Source organism: Sphaerisporangium dianthi, assembly GCF_042654065.1.
GTDB lineage: Bacteria > Actinomycetota > Actinomycetes > Streptosporangiales > Streptosporangiaceae > Sphaerisporangium > Sphaerisporangium dianthi.
The window spans coordinates 171605-188714 of the sequence record NZ_JBHSFP010000015.1; the positions used below are offsets into that span (position 1 = coordinate 171605).

Sequence of the window (17110 nt, forward strand, 5' to 3'; positions counted from 1 at the left end):
AGTGACCAGCCATCCGGTAGGCCCTGCCGATTCGGGGCACTCCCTTGACGACGGGCCGGTCCGACCGGGAGATTGGCGAGCGCACCCATGAACGATCTCGACCTCGATAACTTGCTGGGTGCCGAGGACGACGAAGGTCCCCGGCGCAGGTCTCGCGGCTCCAGATCCGCGCGCACCCGCAGCAGGAGGCGCCAGCGCCGTCAGCGCCGCAAGGGCTTCGTGGCGTTCTTCATCGCGATCGTCGTCATCGTCGGCGTCCTCGGCGTGGGCGGCTACTACGGCTACAACTGGATCCGCGGCGTGGCGATCCCCAAGGACTACACCGGCCAGGGCTCCGGCGAGGTCATCGTGGAGATCAAGGACGGGCAGAGCGCCACCGAGATCGCCCAGACCCTGGTCGAGCAGGGCGTCGTCGCGAGCGAGCGGGCGTTCATCAACGCCGTCGGCGCCGCGGGCAAGAGCGCCTCCCTCCAACCGGGTGAGTACAAACTTCGCAAGGGCATGGCCGCGGCCAGCGCCGTGCCGCTGCTGGACCCGAAGCGCCGGCTGCAGACCACCTTGACCGTGCGCGAGGGCCTGCGGCTCTCTCAGATCTTCCAGCAGCTCTCGACCGCCACCGGCAAGCCCGTGCGCGACTTCGAGAGGGCCGCCAAGGACGCCGAGGCGCTCGACCTTCCCTCCTACGCCAAGAAGCGGCTGGAGGGTTTCGCGTTCCCCGCCACCTACGAGGTCTCGCCCAAGTCGAGCCCTGAGGATCTGCTCGCCGCGATGGTGGCGCGCTACAAGAAGGCCGCGGAAGACGTCGGCCTGGTCGACGGGGCCAGGAGGGTCGGGCACACCCCGCTGGAGGTCCTGACCATCGCCAGCATCGTGGAGGCCGAGTCGGGCAGCAAGCGCGACATGCCCAAGATCGCCCGGGTGATCTACAACCGCCTCCAGCGCACGCCGCCGATGCTGCTCCAGATGGACAGCACGGTCATGTACGGCCTGAACAAGTTCGGTGTCTCCGCCACGCACGCCGACCTCAGGAGCAAGTCGCGGTACAACACCTACGCCCGCCCCGGCCTGCCGCCGGGGCCGATCACCAACCCCGGGGAAGACGCCATCAAGGCGACCCTCAAGCCGGCCGACGGACCCTGGCTGTTCTTCGTGACCACCGACACCAAGCGCGGCATCACCAAGTTCACCGACTCCCAGACCGAGCACGACAAGTTCGTCGAGGAGTTCAACCGCAACCAGGCGGCCGGCTGATGGAACGGCGTGCCGCGGTGCTCGGCTCTCCGATCGCGCACTCGCTCTCGCCGTACCTCCACCGCGCCGCCTACCGGGCCCTCGGCCTGAGCGGCTGGCGGTACGACGCGATCGAGTGCGACGAGCGGGGCCTGGCCGGGCTCATGGCCACGATGGGCCCCGAATGGGCCGGGCTGTCGCTCACCATGCCGCTCAAACGGGCGGTGCTGCCGCTGCTGGACACCGTCGCCGACCTCGCCGTGCAGGTGGGCGGGGTCAACACGGTGGTGTTCCGCGAGGGCGGGCGGCACGGCGAGAACACCGACGTGTACGGCATCGTGCGGGCGCTCGCCGAATCGGGGGTCGCGGCGCCGCCCTCGGCGACCATCCTCGGCGGCGGGGCGACCGCGGGCTCCTCGCTGGCCGCGCTGCGCGAACTCGGGCTGCGGGAGGCGACGCTGGTCGTGCGCGACCGGTCGCGGGCGGCGGAGACCTCGCAGGTGGCCGAGCGGCTGGGCATGGCCCTGACGGTGCGGCGCTTCGACGATCTCGGCGCCGCGCTGGACACCGGCCTGGCCATCTCGACGTTGCCCTCGGGGGCCGCCGACGCCTACGCCGAGGCCCTCGCGGCCGTCCCGGCGGTCTTCGACGTGGTCTACGCCCCCTGGCCCACCCGGCTCGCCCGCGCCGTGCGCGACAAGGGCGGAACGGTCATCGGAGGCTTCGCCATGCTGCTCCACCAGGCGGTGCGCCAGGTCGAGCTGTACACCGGCCGCGTGCCCGTGCCGGTGGAGCCCGTGCGCGCCGCGGGCGAGGCCGAACTCCTCAGGCGATCGGCTCGAACGGATTGAGCACCCGCACCCCGGTGCGCTCGAAATCCTTGGTGTTGCGAGTCACCATCGTCCAGCCGTTCGCCCGCGCGGTGGCGGCCAAAAGCCCGTCGACGAGTGGTAGCGGGGCCGGGGCGTTCATCGTGCCCCACTCCTCCGCCACGGCGGGTGTCACCGGGACGATGCGGTCGACGAACTCGTGCCGCAGCCGCGCCAACCACGTCTCGTAGACCGTCGCCTGGGACGGATCGCGATCACGCAGGCGTTCGATGCCTTGACGGATCTCGTCCAGCACCATGACGCTGATGTACAGCGTTGGACCAGGGGCCATGTCGAGCCAGTCTCGGACGTGGGTGCTCGGACGCCGCTTGGTGACCTCACAGGCGACGTTGGTGTCCAGAAGAAAGGCCATGATCAACCCTCGAGAGTCACGGTGAGGACCGGAGAGTCCGATCGGTGGATGTCCAGCAGGCTGAGGTCGGGCGCGGACCTGAGAAACTCCTTGAAGTCGGGCGCACCGTGCTTCAGCCGCCGGTACTCGGCGATGTCGATGATGACGGCGACCTCTTCGCCATGCCGGGTGACCACCTGCGGGCCTTCGTCGTGCGCCTGCCGGATGACCTCGCTGAAGCGCTGCTTGGCTTCCTGCAACTGCCATTGGGCCATGAGCACCCTCCAACCGGGCTGTCTGGATTTCGGATGCGACTTTAGCATTTCCTTGCTCTCCGTGTCCGCTCGATTCCGAACGGTCACCGAGGGTGAGGATGATTCGGCGGGGGTGTGGTGTTGTGGTAATGTTGGTGCTTGATCGGTCCGGCATGGCTGCTGGACGCGCAAGCGGAGGTCCTCCTCCCACCTGATCGGCTGCGAGGCCGACGGGTCAAGGATCACTACCGGACTTTTCCGGGGGGCTCTTGATCGGCTGATCTGAGAGCCCGGTGGCCCCGCATGCGCGACGTGCGGGGCTTTTCGCTTATCCGGCGGAAAGCCCGGGCGCGGTCGAGCACATACGCGGAAATGCCAGGTACCTAGGAGGTCCCATCAGCACTGAGCCCCGCATCAACGAGCGCATTCGTGTGCCCGAGGTCCGCCTCGTCGGCCCGAACGGCGAGCAGGTCGGCATCGTCTCCATCGGGGACGCCCTGAAGCTGGCCCAGGAGTCCGATCTCGACCTGGTCGAGGTCGCCGCGACGGCTCGTCCGCCCGTGTGCAAGCTCATGGACTACGGCAAGTTCAAGTACGAGTCCGCGATGAAGGCACGCGAGGCGCGCCGCAACCAGGCGCACACGATCATCAAGGAGATCAAGCTCCGGCCGAAGATCGACCCGCACGACTACGAGACCAAGAAGGGTCACGTGGTGCGGTTCCTGAAGGCCGGGGACAAGGTCAAGGTCACGATCATGTTCCGCGGGCGTGAGCAGTCCCGCCCCGAGCTGGGCTTCCGGCTCCTGCAGCGACTGGCGGAGGACGTGACGGAGCTCGGCTTCGTCGAATCCCAGCCCAAGCAGGACGGCCGAAACATGATCATGGTGATCGGGCCGCACAAGAAGAAGGCCGAAGCCAAGGCCGAGCGGGCCGCGGCCCGCGCGAGGACCGGCGACGGCGATCCGGCGCAGGACGACGTCAGCGTCGGCGCCGACATGGCGGGGGCTTCGGAACCGCAGGAGTGACGTACGCCCGCCTGACGATCCGGCGGGACGCGAGGAGACACCGACACCGGGTGAGGTGCCACAGCCGGGCATAGGCCCAGCTGGGGTACCTTGACCCGGGATATCGGCACGGACGAACGAGGGAGAGACGGCTGAGATGCCGAAGATGAAGACGCACAGCGGTGCGAAGAAGCGGTTCCGCCTCAGCGGCAGCGGCAAGATCATTCGCCGGCGCGCGAACCGTGCCCACTACAACGAGTGGAAGTCGTCGACGCTGACGCGCCGTCTGAAGCCTGAGGTCGTCATGTCCGATGCCGACACCAAGAAGATCAAGAAGCTGCTCGGCAAGTAACCGAACCCCCGGGGAGATAGAACAATGGCACGCGTAAAGCGGGCGCTCAACGCCAAGAAGAAGCGCCGCGTCGTCCTCGAGCGGGCGAGTGGTTACCGGGGTCAGCGGTCGAGGCTGTACCGCAAGGCCAAGGAGCAGATGCTCCACTCCTTGACCTACGCCTACCGCGACCGCAAGGACAAGAAGGGCACCTTCCGGCGCCTTTGGATCCAGCGCATCAACGCCGCGGCGCGCGCGAACGGCATCACCTACAACCGGTTCATCCAGGGCCTGAAGGCCGCCGGCGTCGAGGTCGACCGCAAGATCCTCGCTGATCTGGCCGTCAACGACAGCCAGACCTTCGCCTCGCTGGCCGAGACCGCCAGGAAGGCCCTGCCGTCCGACGTGAACGCGCCGGCCGCCGGCTGATCCGACGTACGTCCGTGAACGACTCGTTCTCTCGCAGAGCGGGTCGTTCGCTTTTCGCGTCATGATCGAACCGCGCGGGCGCCGCAACGGTCCGGGCGTTCGTAAGGGGGGAACATGGCCGGTTCCGAGCTGACCAACACCAAGTCTCCGCGGGTCAAGGCCGCCAAGCGCCTGACCAAGCGGGCTTTTCGTGACCGTGACAGGTCCTTCCTCGCCGAGGGCCCGCAGGCCGTCAGGGAGGCGCTCGCCCTTCCCGGCGTCGCCGTCGAGCTGTTCACTACCGCCGAGGCCGAGATCCGGCACGCCGACATCGTGACCGCCGCACGGCTGGCCGGAGTTCCGGTGTTCGGCGCCAGCGGCGAGGTCATGGCGGAGCTGGCGCAGACCGTCACACCGCAAGGGCTGCTCGCCGTCTGCCGCTTCGTGCACGTCCCGCTGGCCGAGGCCGTCACCGAGGGCGCGGGCCTGGTCGCCGTGCTCGCGCACGTGCGCGATCCCGGCAACGCCGGCACGGTCCTGCGCACGGCCGACGCGGCGGGCGCCGACGCGGTCGTGTTCACCGACGCCTCGGTGGACCCCTACAACGGCAAATGCGTCAGGGCCAGCGCGGGAAGCCTCTTCCACCTGCCCGTCGTCACGGCGGCCCCTGTGGCGGACACCGTGCGCCATCTGAAGGACAAGGGGCTGCGGGTGCTGGCCGCCGACGGGGCCGGCGCCAAGACGCTCGACGACGTGGACCTGAGCGGCCCCACCGCGTGGATCTTCGGCAACGAGGCGTGGGGCCTGCCCGAGGAGGTCCTGGGGCTCGCCGACGAGGTCGTCCGGGTTCCCGTCTACGGGCGCGCCGAGAGCCTGAACCTGGCCACGGCGGCCGCCGTCTGCCTCTACGCCTCGGCGCGGACCCAGCGCTCCGGCTGACCCCTCGCCTCCGCGGCCCCGTCGCCGGGAATCCCTTACCGGACAACTCGCCAGATTCCGGGCAAGGCATGCCGTCCGGCGCTGGCGCGGGGCTGCCGCCCGGTACGGGAAACCCGCTATTGTCGGCGCTGTAGGGGTCGAGGGAGGCGATAGTGCGCGGCGAGCAAACCCACCGGCGAGGCGCCGATGCCGCGTGCTCGATCGACGTCGACGACCTCCCCGAGGGCGTCATCGTGGCCGACGGCCGCGGCCGGGTGGTCGCCGTCAACCGGGCCGCCTGCCGCCTCACCGGCGTGGGCGGCGACGCCGTCGGCAAGCACTTCCCCGACGTCCTGCCCTTCCGCGACGACGACGGCCGCGACTGGTGGAAGTGGCTCGACGCCTACGGAGGGCTGCGCATCCGCAGCCGCCAGCCCGAGTGCTCCCTCTACCTGCCCGGCGGCCACGAGCTGCTGGTCGCGGCCCGGTTCGTCCGCAGGCCCGCGCGAGGCGGCGAGGTCGTGCGCGTCGTGGTCACGCTGCGCGACGCCGCGGCGCGCGCCCGCCTCGAGCGCAGCCGGGCCGACCTGGTCTCCACCGTCGCCCACGAGCTTCGCTCCCCGCTCACCAGCGTCAAGGGCTTCACCGCCACCTTGCTGGCCAAGTGGAGCCGCTTCACCGACGATCAGAAGCGCGTGATGCTCGAGACCGTCAACGCCGACGCCGACCGGGTCACCCGGCTGATCACCGAGCTGCTCGACGTCTCCCGCATCGAGTCGGGCCGGCTGCAGATCCACCGCCAGGTGGTGGACGTCCCCGCCAGGACGCGCAAGATCATCGCCGGCCGGGTCGCCGCGGGCGAGCCCGAGGACCGCTTCCGCCTCGAGATGCGCGGCGAGCTGCCAGAGATGTGGCTCGACCAGGACAAGATCGACCAGATCCTCGGCAACCTGCTGGAAAACGCGGTGCGCCACGGGCGAGGTACGGTGACCATAGTGGTGGAGCCCGTCGAGTGGGGAGTTGCCGTGTCCGTGCGTGACCAAGGCGAGGGTGTCGCACCCGAGCTGGCCTCGCGCGTCTTCCGGCAGTTCTGGCGCGGCAACGGGCGCCGCCGCGGCGGCACGGGCCTCGGCCTGTTCATCGTCAAGGGCCTGGTGGAGGCCCACGGCGGCACGATCACCGTGCAGCGGGCGCCCGGCGGGGGCGCCGAGTTCCGATTTACCATGCCCGCCGGCACTCCCGACTTCGCCTGAGGCGACGGGACGGCCGGTGGGCGACACAACGCCGGCATCCGCCGGCACGGCCGCGTCGCGTCCGGTGCCCGACCGAAACGTCGGTCCAAGGGTTCCGGCCGCGGTCAGGAGGCTGTGAGCGCCGCCCCGTTCGCCCGTGATCGCGGAGGTCGTCCACAGCGCACCGTTCGTGGCCGGTCCGCCACTCTGGACGGACTAGACTCGTGCCCGCTCAAGCCCTGGATACGGAGCTCTCTCTTGTCGAACACCTATGACCCGGTCGAGGTGACGCCGTTGCACGCCGACGAGGTGGCGCGCATGGAGGCCGAAGCCATAGCCGCCATCGACGCGGCCGCCGACCTCGACGAACTCAAGCAAGTGCGGCTCGCCCACGCCGGTGACCGGTCCCCGATCGCGCTGGCCAACCGCGAGATCGGCGCGCTGCCGCCCCAGGCCCGGGCCGAGGCCGGCAAGCGCATCGGCGGCGCGCGCAAGACCATCGGCGAGGCGCTCACCGCCCGTCAGGCCGTGCTGACCGCCGAACGCGACGAGCGTGTCCTGGTCGAGGAGACCGTCGACGTCACCCTTCCGTGGGACCGCCGCCCGCGCGGCGCCCGCCACCCGCTCACGACCTTGCAAGAGCGCATCGCCGACGCCTTCGTCGCGATGGGCTACGAGGTCGCCGAAGGGCCTGAGCTCGAAGGCGAGTGGTTCAACTTCGACGCGCTCAACATCGCGCCCGACCACCCGGCCCGCTCCGAGCACGACACCTTCTTCGTCGGCTCGGTCGACTCGGGCATGGTGCTGCGCACCCAGACCTCCCCGGTCCAGATCCGCGCGCTGCTGTCGCGCGATCTGCCTGTGTACGTCGTCTCGCCGGGCAAGGTGTTCCGCACCGACGAGCTCGACGCCACCCACACCCCGGTGTTCCACCAGGTCGAGGGGCTGGCCATCGACGAGGGCCTGACGATGGCCCATCTGAAGGGCACGCTCGACCGGTTCGCCGAGGTCATGTTCGGCAAAGGCATCAGCACGCGCTTCCGGCCCAACTACTTTCCCTTCACCGAGCCCTCGGCCGAGATGGACCTGCGCTGCTTCGTCTGCCGGGGCGCCTCGGCCGTCCCCGGCAACCCGCCCTGCCGCACCTGCAAGTCCGAGGGCTGGATCGAATGGGGCGGCTGCGGCATGGTCAACCCGCGCGTGCTGGTGGCCTGCGGCGTCGACCCCGAACGCTACAGCGGCTTCGCCTTCGGCATGGGCGTCGAGCGCACGCTGATGTTCCGCAACAACGCCGAGGACATGCGAGACATGGTCGAGGGAGACGTGCGCTTCACGCTCCCCTTCGGTATGGAGGCCTGATGAAGTTCCCGCTCTCCTGGCTGCGGGAGTACGTCGACCTGCCCGCCGCCACCGCCCACGAGGTCGCCGAGAAGCTCACCGCGGCCGGCCTGAAGCTCGAGGCAGTCGAGTCGGTCGGCGACGACATCAAGAACGTCGTCGTCGGCGAGGTCCTGTCGATCGAAGAGCTCACCGGCTTCAAGAAGCCCATCCGCTACTGCTCGGTCGAGGTCGGCGAGGCCGCCCCGCGCTGGGTCATCTGCGGCGCCGCCAACTTCGCCGTGGGCGACCGCGTGGCCGTGGCGCTGCCCGGCGCCGTGCTGCCCGGCGGGTTCGAGGTCGGGTCCCGCAAGACCTACGGCCACGTCTCCGACGGCATGATCTGCTCGGCGCGCGAGCTCGGCGTCGGCGAGGACCACGGCGGCATCCTCATCCTGCCCGCCGACACCCACCTGGGCGCCGACGTGGTCGAACTGCTCGGCCTGCGCGACGACGTCATCGAGCTGGAGGTCACCCCCGACCGCGGGTACGCGCTGTCCATCCGCGGCGTCGCCCGCGAGGTGGCCACCGCCTTCGGCGTGCCCTGGCGCGATCCGGCCGACATCGAGCCGCCCGCCTTCGACGAAGAGGCCTACCCCGCCTCCATCGCCGACCCGACGGCCTGTGACCGGTTCGTGCTGCGCTCGGTGTCCGGCTTCGACCCCTCGGCCGAGACGCCCATGTGGATGCAGGTGCGGCTGTCCCGGGCGGGCATGCGGCCGGTGTCGCTGGCCGTCGACGTCACCAACTACCTGATGATCGAGCTGGGCCAGCCGCTGCACGCCTTCGACCGGTCCCGGCTCACCGGGCCGGTCGTGGTGCGCAGGGCCGAGCCGGGCGAGACGCTCGAGACCCTCGACCACGTGGTGCGCGAGCTCGATCCCGAGGACATCCTGATCGCCGACTCCTCCGGGGCGATCTCGATGGCCGGCACCATGGGCGGCCTGGCCACCGAGATCTCCGGCGAGACCGGCGACCTGGTGATCGAGGCGGCCCACTTCTCGCCCACCGGCACGGCCCGCATGTCGCGCCGCCACAACCTGGTCAGCGAGGCGTCGCGCCGCTTCGAGCGCGGCGTCGACCGCGAGCTGCCGCTGTACGCCTCCTGGCGCGCGGTGCAGATGCTGGTCGCCTTCGGCGGCGGCACGGCCGACGCCGGGGTCACCCACTCGTTCGTCGACGTCGAGCCGCCGACGATCGTCATCCCGGCCGACCACCCCGACCGCGTGGCGGGCATCGCCTATGGTCGCGACACGGTCGTGCGGCGCCTTGAGCAGGTCGGCTGCACGGTCGTCGCGCAGGGCTCTCAGCAGGCCCTGACGGGCGCCGACGCGGCGCCGGCGGTCCCGGCCGACGTGCTCGAGGGCCCGGCCCGGCCCGACCCTGCCGAACTGCTGGCCGTGACGCCGCCGTCCTGGCGTCCCGACCTCACCGATCCCAACGACCTCGCCGAGGAGGTCATCCGGCTCGAAGGCTACGAGCGCCTCCCCTCGGTGCTGCCGGCCGCCCCGGCCGGCGCCGGCCTGACCGAGGCCCAGCGGCTGCGCCGCCGCGTCGGCCGCGCCCTCGCCGCCGCCGGGTACGTCGAGACGCTCGCCTACCCGTTCATCGGCACGCGCGACCTGGACGGATTGCAGCTGTCCGCGGGCGACCCGCGGCGCCGCACGGCCCGGCTGGCCAACCCGCTGAGCGAGGACGAGCCGCTCATGCGCACCACGCTGCTGCCCGGCCTGTTCAAGACCCTGGTCCGCAACATCGGACGCGGTGCCGGCGACGTGGCGCTCTTCGAGTCCGGGCTGGTCTACCGCCCCGAGCCGGACGCCCCGGCCAAGGCGCCGGTGCTCGGGGTCGAGCGCAGGCCCACCGACGACGAGCTGGCCACCATCGCGGCGGCGCTGCCCCGGCAGCCCCTGCGGGTGGCCGTCGTGCTCGCCGGTGAGCACGACCGGTCCGGCTGGTGGGGCGAGGGACGCCAGGCGGGCTGGGCCGACGCCGTCGAGGCGGCGCGCCTGGTCGCCCGCGAGGCGGGGGCCGAGGTGGTGGTGCGCGCCGACCGGCACGAGCCGTGGCACCCCGGCCGGTGCGCCGCGCTGTACTTCGGGGAGGCGCTGCTCGGCCACGCCGGCGAGCTGCACCCGCGCGTCGTCGAGGCCTTCGGCCTGCCGCCGCGCACCTGCGCGATGGAGCTGGAGCTCAGCGTCATCGAGGCCGATCTTCCCGGCCCGGTGCAGGCCCGCCCGGTCTCGGCCTACCCCGTGGCCACACAGGACGTCGCGCTCATCGTCCCGGCCGGGGTCCCGGTCGCCGACGTGGAGGCCGCGCTGCGCGAGGGCGCGGGCGAGCTGCTCGAGTCGATCAGGCTGTTCGACGTCTACACCGGGTCGCAGGCCGGCGAGGGCAACAAGTCGCTGGCCTACACCCTGCGCTTCCGCGCCGCCGACCGCACGCTGACCGTCGAGGAGACCACCGCGGCCCGTGACGCCGCGGTGGCCCTGGCCGGCGAACGCACAGGGGCACAGCTGCGCGGCGCGTGACCCGCTCGCACGAGCGGCCGCTCTGGCCGATCACGGGGGGCGGCGGTGGATCCGGTCCACCGCCGCCCCCTGACGCGATCAGCGGGAGTAGGCCTCCATCTCATACAGCGAGTAGCCGTAGGACGTCCCGCGGGTGACGCCCTGCATGCGGAGGTAGCGGGTGCCGACCGGGGCGAAGGTCACGTTGTCCACGCCGCCGTTCCCCGCGGTGGTGGAGTACACCGTCGTCCACGCCGACCCGTCGGCCGAGGTCTGGACGCGGTAGGCCGCCCCGTAGGCCGCCTCCCAGCGCAGCACCACCCGGGCCACGGTCCTGGACGATCCGAGGTCGACCCGCAGCCACTGGTCATCGCTTGCGGCGCTGGCCCAGCGGGTGGTGGGGTCGCCGTCGATCGCCCTGCCCGCCGGATACGGCGGGAGCAGCTGGAAGCTGGAGGCGCGGGCGCTCCCGCCGGCCGCCAGGTTGGAGATCGGGTCGCCCCGGTGGGCGGGGAACGACACGGCCTGCTGGTAGGTCGGCCGGTTCTGCCACGAGATCAGCGACTGCTTGATCCCGCCGAGCGGCGAGTGGCGGATGGCGTCGGCGCACCACTGGTCGCCGGCCGAACACGCGTCGTCGGCCGGATAGGTGGTGGCAGCCGGCTCGGCGAGCGCCGCCGACAGGCTGTCCAGCAGGACGGAGCGGCAGCCGGCCACCGTGCCGTCGCCGCAGAACTTCGCGGGCAGCGGCCCGGCCACCGGGTCGCCGAGCACCGACCGGACGTCCTTGCTCACATACCCCCACCATCCGTACTGGAAGGACGAGCCCTTGTGGGTCTGGGCCTCGTTCGCCGAGGTCGGGAAGCCGGACAGGTCGCCCTGCTGGTGGCCGGACGGCGACTCGTTGATCTGCATGGCGTCGACCAGCGACTGGTAGAGGCCGTCGCCCAGGCCTGGCCTGAACTCGGCCCTGACCAGCTTCGGCCACCATGCGTCGAACGCGCGGATGGCGTCCGCGTGCGCGTAGGTCTTGCTGCCGGGCGAGGTCTCGAGCCTCTTCGCGCCGGCGGAGGCCCACGCCGACAGCTTGGTCACCGCCGAGGCGAGGGCAGGGTCGGAGACGGCCGAGCCGCCGATCACCCGCAGCAGGTCCGGCAGCACCTCCTTGCCTCGCAGGTCGGTGACCGCGGCGTCGGCCATGATCCTCACGGTGCCCGCCCGGTCGAGCCTGCCCGCCCCGGCCAGCGCCGCCTTCACGGGCCGGTCGAGCAGATCCACCCGGTGCACCGGACCGAAGCTGAAGTTGCCGTCGGCCGCGCCGAAGTCCTTGGCCTGCTTGTTGTTCCAGCTCACCAGGTAGTCCTGAGCGGCCGTCTGCGGATGGGCGGAGGCCGGCAGGTAGGTCGCGCTGTTGGTCGCCGGGTCGAAGCCCGCCCATTCGTGCGCCGCGTCGGCGGTCATCGGCAGGTTGGGGTCGGAGACCGCGGACCTGGCCGGGACGTCGCCCGACATGAAGTACGCCGCCTCGGTGGAGTTGACGTAGAACCAGTTGAAGGCGAAGCCGATCTCCGACGCCGAAGCCGCGAAGGCGGCGGCGTCCCCCATCTGGGCCGGGTCGTTGAACATCTGGAAGCCGACCGCCGACTCGGCCTCGTGCTGGTAGGTCGAGCGCAGGGCGGTGAAGGCCGTCGGCTGCCCGCCGACGGTGCCGCGCCAGGTCACCAGGCCGTACTTGGTGCGATGGACGACCAGGTCGTAGGAGCCGGCGGAGGTGGTGTCGGCGACGTTCGGCTTCCAGGAGTTGGTCTTCTTGAGCGTCTCCATGGCCGTGCAGGCGCCGTGGTACAGGTAGTGGTCCGAGGCGGTGGTCACCGTGCCGCCGCCGGGGTCGCACAGCTGCAGCGCGTAGGTGTCGGTGATGTCCTCACCGGCCGAGGTCGCGCTCCAGGCGTAGTCGGTGCCCCGGCCGAGCAGCACGTACAGGTTGAGCCCGGCGAAGGCCACCCCGCGCGAGCGGATGCCCGGCCCCGACAGTTCCTGCAGCATGAGCAGCTGGGGCGCGAAGTAGCCGGTCTGCGGGCCGAACACCGCGATGGGGTGCCCGGTCGTGGACTCCGCGGCCGACACCACGACGGCGTTGGACATGCCGGGCTTGGAGTTGTCGACGGTCAGCCCGGGAAGGACCCCCTTGGCCGGCGAGGTCGAGGTGGTGGCCGACCCGCTCTCGTTACGCGTGATGTCCACCGGCGCCGTCGTCCCGGCGTCGGGCAGCACCACCCCGGTCGCGCCGGGGGCCGCCCCGAACGGGAAGCTCTGCCCGTTGTGCAGGGTGAGCGTGGTCTCCGGGTCGTTCTGCGCCCGGAACGCCGCCCAGACCTGGTCTCCGGCCGCCGTGCCGTACTTGGCGCGGGCCGCGACGCGGACCAGGGCGGACTGCATCTCGGCGCCGCCGCCCCCGCCGAACAGCCCGCCGATCACCCCGGAGACCGCGATCAGGTCGGTCATGGTGAAGTCCTGCGGACCACCGGCGTTGGTGATCGCGTCGAGGTGGCCGGTCAGGACGTACTCGCCGGGACAGTTGCGGTCGGCCATGCAGCGGTCGATGTAGGCGTTGATGCCGTTCACGTAGTTCTGCACGTCGGCGTACAGCTGGGCGCCGCGCGTGCCGGAGTCCCGGATGCGGGTGATCTGCGTCTGCAGGTCGGCCTCGGTGTAGGGGGAGTTGCGCCAGACGCTCTGCTCCAGGGCCCGGTTGCCCGGCGCGCCTCCGGCGAACGGCGTCAGCTCGCCCCGCCCGACGTGCCGCATGAGGTCCATCAGCCACAGGCGGTCCTGCGCGCCGGCGTATCCGGCGCCGAACATGGTGCCCTCGCGGGTGGTCCCGGTGACGTGCGGGACGCCGGTGGCCTTGTCCCGGACGATGGTCACGTCCGAGCGAGGGCTGGTCGTGCTCTCCACCTGCCCGGCCGGCACCCCGAAGGAGCCGTCGTTGAAGAAGGAGGCGATCTGGTCCTCGGTCAGGCCCGTGTAGCCGGAGATGAGACCGGCGTACTTGCCGAGCTGGTCGCCCGAGTGCCGCGGCATGGTGCCGAGCGCCTGGTTGGCGAGGATCTCCACCAGGGTCGCGTTGCCGTTCTGGCCGGGCGGCAGCACGTCGGCGCACTGACCGAGGCAGTAGTCGTCGGCGGTGTACGTGGCCGCCGATGCGGGCACGACGGGGGATGCCAGCGTGAGGATCACGAGCGCGGAGGCCACCGTGATCGTCCGCCGGAGGCGTGCGTGCATGTGAGAGGACCCCCAAAACATGAGGCGTACTCGAATGTTGGGAGGAACATACGCTCGCGCCAACACCGGATCAATGGCCGATGTGATATCCGCCGTCCCCGATCCATGACCCCCGGTGGAGAACCGCGTCAGCCCGCCGGTGCGGGCGTCGCGACGACCTCACAAGGCCCGCACGCAGCGTCACACGCACGCGGGGGTTTGGTCACGTGGTCACCGGTTGCTCGCGGCGGGCGCGTTCGGCGAGGGCGTGTTCGTCGGTGCGGGCGTCGTACTGCCGGAACTTGGGCAGCACGGTGGCCATCGCGGCGACCGCGCCCATGCACAGCAGCCCGCCGAAGCCGAGGGAGAAGCGGGCGCCTCCGGCCTGGGCCAGGAACCCGGCCCTGGCGTCGCCGAGCATGGGGCCGGTGGAGTAGGAGAGCAGCTCGATGCCCGCCAGCCGCCCGCGGTACTCGTCGGGGATCGTCTGGTTCCAGATGATGCCGCGGAAGACACCGCTGATCATGTCGGCGGCTCCGGCGAAGGCCAGCAGGGCGGCCATCAGCCAGATGTTGGGCATCAGGGAGGCCAGGGCGACACCGGCGCCCCACAGCGTCGCCGCGATGATCACCGCGCGGCCGTGGCGGTGGACGTGCGCGGTCCAGCCGGAGGTGGCGGAGGCGATCACCGAGCCGATGCCCCCTGCCGCGTACAGAACGCCGAGGGCGGTGGGTGCGCGTAGTTCGTCGGCGAGGAACGGGAACAGCGCGTTGGAGAACGCGAACACCATGGCGGCGATGTCGACGAGGTAGGTGCCCATCAGGTCGGGGCGGCGGACGGCGTAGCGCACGCCCTCGACCAGCGAGCGCAGCGATGCGGGTGTGTGGTCCCCGGCTCGGGCCACCGGCCGCACCCGTACGAGCAGCAGCAAGGACAGCAGGAAGGAGAGGATGTCGATGCCGTAGGAGGTCGCCGGGCCGAAGGCCACCACGATCAGGCCGCCGGCGGCCGGACCGACGATCATGCCGGCGTTGCGGGCCAGGCCCTGGAGGGCGAAGGCCGCGCCCATCTGGTCGAGCTTGAGGACCCGGTTGATGATCGCCTGTTCGCTGGGGCCGCGCAGGCTGGAGAGCCCGGCCGACAGCCCGGCCACCACGTACAGCACGGGGACCTGGGCCGGCGCGGGGAGCACCAGGGCGTTGAGCAGCAGGAGCGCCGAGGTGAGGCACAGCCCGACCTCGGACCAGATGACGATCTTGCGCCGGTCGAGCGCGTCGGCGATCGCGCCTCCCCACAGGCCGCAGACGACCATGGGCGCGAACTCCGCCAGGCTGACCAGGCCCACCGCGACGTAGGAGCCGGTGAGCTGCTTCATCTGGAAGGGCACGGCCACCATGGTCATCAAGCTGCCGAACATCGTGACCAGGCTGGAGGAGAACAACAGCCGGAAGTCGCGCGAGTCCCGTAACGGGCTGACGTCCATCCGCAGACGCAGCAGCAATGTCTTCAGCGATCGGGCGGGACTCGTCGACACAGGCGGCAAGTCTGAACGCCCGCACACGGTCCCGGCAACCCATTTTCCGCTGGGCCGGCCCATCCCCGGTCGCCGGACGGACCTCGCGCCATGCCGCGCTTCGCCCGATGATCTCACTCCGTCCGTCGGCTCACATGCTCAGGTGCGCGTAGACCGTCAGTTGACCGAAGTCACCGAACTGCGCGGTCATCCGGTTTCCCAGACGAATGCCGGATGCGACCGAGGGGGTTTCCGGCGCCGGAGTGTGGTGCCGGCAAATGGCGGCGCCCTCGTGCGCGCGGTGAAAGTGGCGGAGATGCGACAGCCGTAAGGGAGCCGTCGTGCCTTGCCCATCGAAGACCAAGATGAACGCGGTCGTCCGCCTAATTCTATCGCCGGGTTTACCAGCCTTCAGCCCGTCACGTATTCGTCGGCTGACATGATCCATGCCGAAGCGGAGTGAGTTAGTGTGCCGCGCATGAGTTTACGTGAGGTGGCCGTCGGCCGGTTGTCGCGCCTGGTCGAATGGGTCCGGTCGGCCGCACTCGCCGGGAAGGTAGGCGGGCGCCCCGCACCGCTCCTCGAAGTGGCCGGCCTGTCGCTCGTGATCCTGCTCTTCGCACGGCTTCATGCCGCCGCCGGGAAAGACGCCGCGGCCGCCACCGCCAACGCTTCGGCCCTGCAATCCATGGAGCGGGCCCTCCACGTGGACATCGCGCTGAGAGCGAATCAGTGGCTGACCGAGCATCCGGCCCTCATCCAGTCGGCGGTGTACTACTACCGCCTGTACTACGTCGCGATCATCGGTGTGCTGGTGTGGGTATTCGTCCGGCGCGCCGATGTCTACGTGAAGGTCCGCCGGACCCTTGTCACGATGCTCGTCCTCGTGCTGCCCGTTTTCTGGGCGCTGCCCATGTCGCCCCCACGGTTCGCCCTGCCGGGCGTCGTCGACGTCATCGCCGAGCACGACATCCTGGGCGGCCATGCCTCACGAGAGGTCGAGAACGGCCAGAACATCTATTCGGCGATGCCCAGCATGCACATGGGGTGGTCGCTGTGGTGCGCGTATGCCGTGTGGTGCGCGCTGCGGGCCTCCCATCCGCGATCGGCGTCGCTCGCGTGGATCTTTCCACTGGGCATGGCGGCGGTCGTGCTCGTCACCGGGAACCACTACGTGCTCGACATCGCCGGTAGCGCCGTGTTGCTGGCCGTCTCCATCGCGGTCGTGTCAGCGTGGGGCCACCTCGCCGAGCGCCGGCGTGCCCGGCATTGAGCGCTCGCGGACGGTCACGATAAGGGCGGCGGAGGACCTCGGAAAGGGACAGGTGTCTCGTTTCCCGGTTTCGCCGATGTCGCTCCACTCTATGTGCGGCCTGTCGAGCTGAATGCACTCCTGTAAGAGTCCGTGCGGGGGCTCCATGCGTGACTTCGGTGGCGATTCCGCGATCTCGGGCAGGTGATATGTCATGGCGTTGGAGCAAGAAATGAGGAGTTGTACACGCGGCCGCGCGCATTCCTGTATGACGGGCGCGTGCTCGTCGCCTTCAATCCCGCGTCTCCCGGCCGAAGGTTCGGCGACGACCCACATGTGCTCGATCGCATGATGGAAGGACTGCGCTTCGAGGTCGTCGGTCCGGAAGTCCAAGAAGACTTCGTGGACGTGGACGAGAGCATCGGTTCGGCACTGGCGCTCATCGGACGGGTCACAGGAACCGACATGGCCGCCGACTGGATCGAGGTGTCGCACTCTCGCATCAGAGGCACCTCCTCCTGAGAGATCCAGCCGGCGGTGGAGCACGTCTCGGCGCCTGCGGTGACCGGCGCCTCGTCGCGGCCCGGCGGCCG

General features: G+C 70.6%; 15 protein-coding genes. 11 read left to right on the top strand and 4 right to left on the bottom strand.

Annotated elements, in window-relative coordinates; all coding sequences use genetic code 11:
- Positions 1 to 87 precede the first annotated feature (87 nt).
- Positions 88 to 1251: an endolytic transglycosylase MltG gene (gene mltG / locus ACFO60_RS22070; protein ID WP_380842966.1), complete on the top strand. Its 1164-nt coding sequence runs from the start codon at positions 88 to 90 to the stop codon at positions 1249 to 1251.
- Complete coding sequence (locus ACFO60_RS22075; protein WP_380842968.1) at positions 1251 to 2081, top strand: shikimate dehydrogenase; 831 nt, start codon at positions 1251 to 1253, stop codon at positions 2079 to 2081. Before mltG ends, ACFO60_RS22075 begins: the two co-directional genes overlap by 1 nt.
- On the opposite strand, the gene ACFO60_RS22080 is transcribed toward ACFO60_RS22075, so the two are convergent.
- Both ACFO60_RS22080 and ACFO60_RS22085 read right to left on the bottom strand, forming a co-directional pair.
- Positions 2056 to 2472, bottom strand: a complete 417-nt coding sequence (locus ACFO60_RS22080) for a type II toxin-antitoxin system VapC family toxin (protein ID WP_380842970.1) — start codon at positions 2470 to 2472, stop codon at positions 2056 to 2058. The genes ACFO60_RS22075 and ACFO60_RS22080 overlap by 26 nt on opposite strands.
- Before the next feature lie 2 nt (positions 2473 to 2474).
- Positions 2475 to 2726, bottom strand: coding sequence for a type II toxin-antitoxin system Phd/YefM family antitoxin (locus ACFO60_RS22085; protein ID WP_380842972.1), 252 nt, complete (start codon positions 2724 to 2726; stop codon positions 2475 to 2477).
- 392 nt (positions 2727 to 3118) lie between these two features.
- On the opposite strand from ACFO60_RS22085, the gene infC reads away from it, so the two are divergent.
- The 7 genes from infC (at position 3119) to ACFO60_RS22120 (ending at position 10509) form a co-directional block, all read left to right on the top strand.
- Complete coding sequence (gene infC, locus ACFO60_RS22090) at positions 3119 to 3730, top strand: translation initiation factor IF-3 (protein ID WP_465269885.1); 612 nt, start codon at positions 3119 to 3121, stop codon at positions 3728 to 3730.
- A gap of 136 nt (positions 3731 to 3866) precedes the next feature.
- On the top strand, positions 3867 to 4061 hold the full coding sequence (rpmI, locus tag ACFO60_RS22095) for a 50S ribosomal protein L35 (RefSeq protein ID WP_189163794.1): 195 nt from the start codon (positions 3867 to 3869) through the stop codon (positions 4059 to 4061).
- Between the two features lie 24 nt (positions 4062 to 4085).
- Positions 4086 to 4469, top strand: a complete 384-nt coding sequence (rplT, locus tag ACFO60_RS22100; protein ID WP_380842974.1) for a 50S ribosomal protein L20 — start codon at positions 4086 to 4088, stop codon at positions 4467 to 4469.
- A gap of 114 nt (positions 4470 to 4583) precedes the next feature.
- Positions 4584 to 5387: a TrmH family RNA methyltransferase gene (locus ACFO60_RS22105; RefSeq protein WP_380842976.1), complete on the top strand. Its 804-nt coding sequence runs from the start codon at positions 4584 to 4586 to the stop codon at positions 5385 to 5387.
- A 152-nt stretch (positions 5388 to 5539) separates the two neighbouring features.
- Complete coding sequence (locus tag ACFO60_RS22110) at positions 5540 to 6619, top strand: sensor histidine kinase (RefSeq protein ID WP_380842978.1); 1080 nt, start codon at positions 5540 to 5542, stop codon at positions 6617 to 6619.
- A 297-nt stretch (positions 6620 to 6916) separates the two neighbouring features.
- Positions 6917 to 7957 (top strand): phenylalanine--tRNA ligase subunit alpha, encoded by a 1041-nt coding sequence (gene pheS / locus ACFO60_RS22115; protein WP_380843006.1) that lies wholly within the window; start codon positions 6917 to 6919, stop codon positions 7955 to 7957.
- Positions 7957 to 10509 (top strand): phenylalanine--tRNA ligase subunit beta, encoded by a 2553-nt coding sequence (locus ACFO60_RS22120; protein WP_380842980.1) that lies wholly within the window; start codon positions 7957 to 7959, stop codon positions 10507 to 10509. Before pheS ends, ACFO60_RS22120 begins: the two co-directional genes overlap by 1 nt.
- 78 nt (positions 10510 to 10587) lie before the next feature.
- Here ACFO60_RS22120 and ACFO60_RS22125 read toward each other — a convergent pair whose 3' ends face one another.
- Together ACFO60_RS22125 and ACFO60_RS22130 are read right to left on the bottom strand one after the other, a co-directional pair.
- A complete protein-coding gene (locus tag ACFO60_RS22125; protein WP_380842982.1) occupies positions 10588 to 13773 on the bottom strand; it encodes a penicillin acylase family protein in 3186 nt (1061 codons plus the stop codon).
- A 202-nt stretch (positions 13774 to 13975) separates the two neighbouring features.
- Positions 13976 to 15286: an MFS transporter gene (locus ACFO60_RS22130; RefSeq protein WP_380842984.1), complete on the bottom strand. Its 1311-nt coding sequence runs from the start codon at positions 15284 to 15286 to the stop codon at positions 13976 to 13978.
- Positions 15287 to 15743: 457 nt separating this feature from the next.
- Between ACFO60_RS22130 and ACFO60_RS22135 the strand changes: the two genes are divergently transcribed.
- Together ACFO60_RS22135 and ACFO60_RS22140 are read left to right on the top strand one after the other, a co-directional pair.
- Complete coding sequence (locus tag ACFO60_RS22135; protein WP_380843008.1) at positions 15744 to 16538, top strand: phosphatase PAP2 family protein; 795 nt, start codon at positions 15744 to 15746, stop codon at positions 16536 to 16538.
- A gap of 183 nt (positions 16539 to 16721) precedes the next feature.
- Positions 16722 to 17039 carry a DUF6461 domain-containing protein gene (locus ACFO60_RS22140; RefSeq protein WP_380842985.1) on the top strand — a complete coding sequence of 106 codons (318 nt, stop codon included), beginning with the start codon at positions 16722 to 16724 and terminating at the stop codon, positions 17037 to 17039.
- The last annotated feature ends 71 nt before the right edge of the window (positions 17040 to 17110 follow it).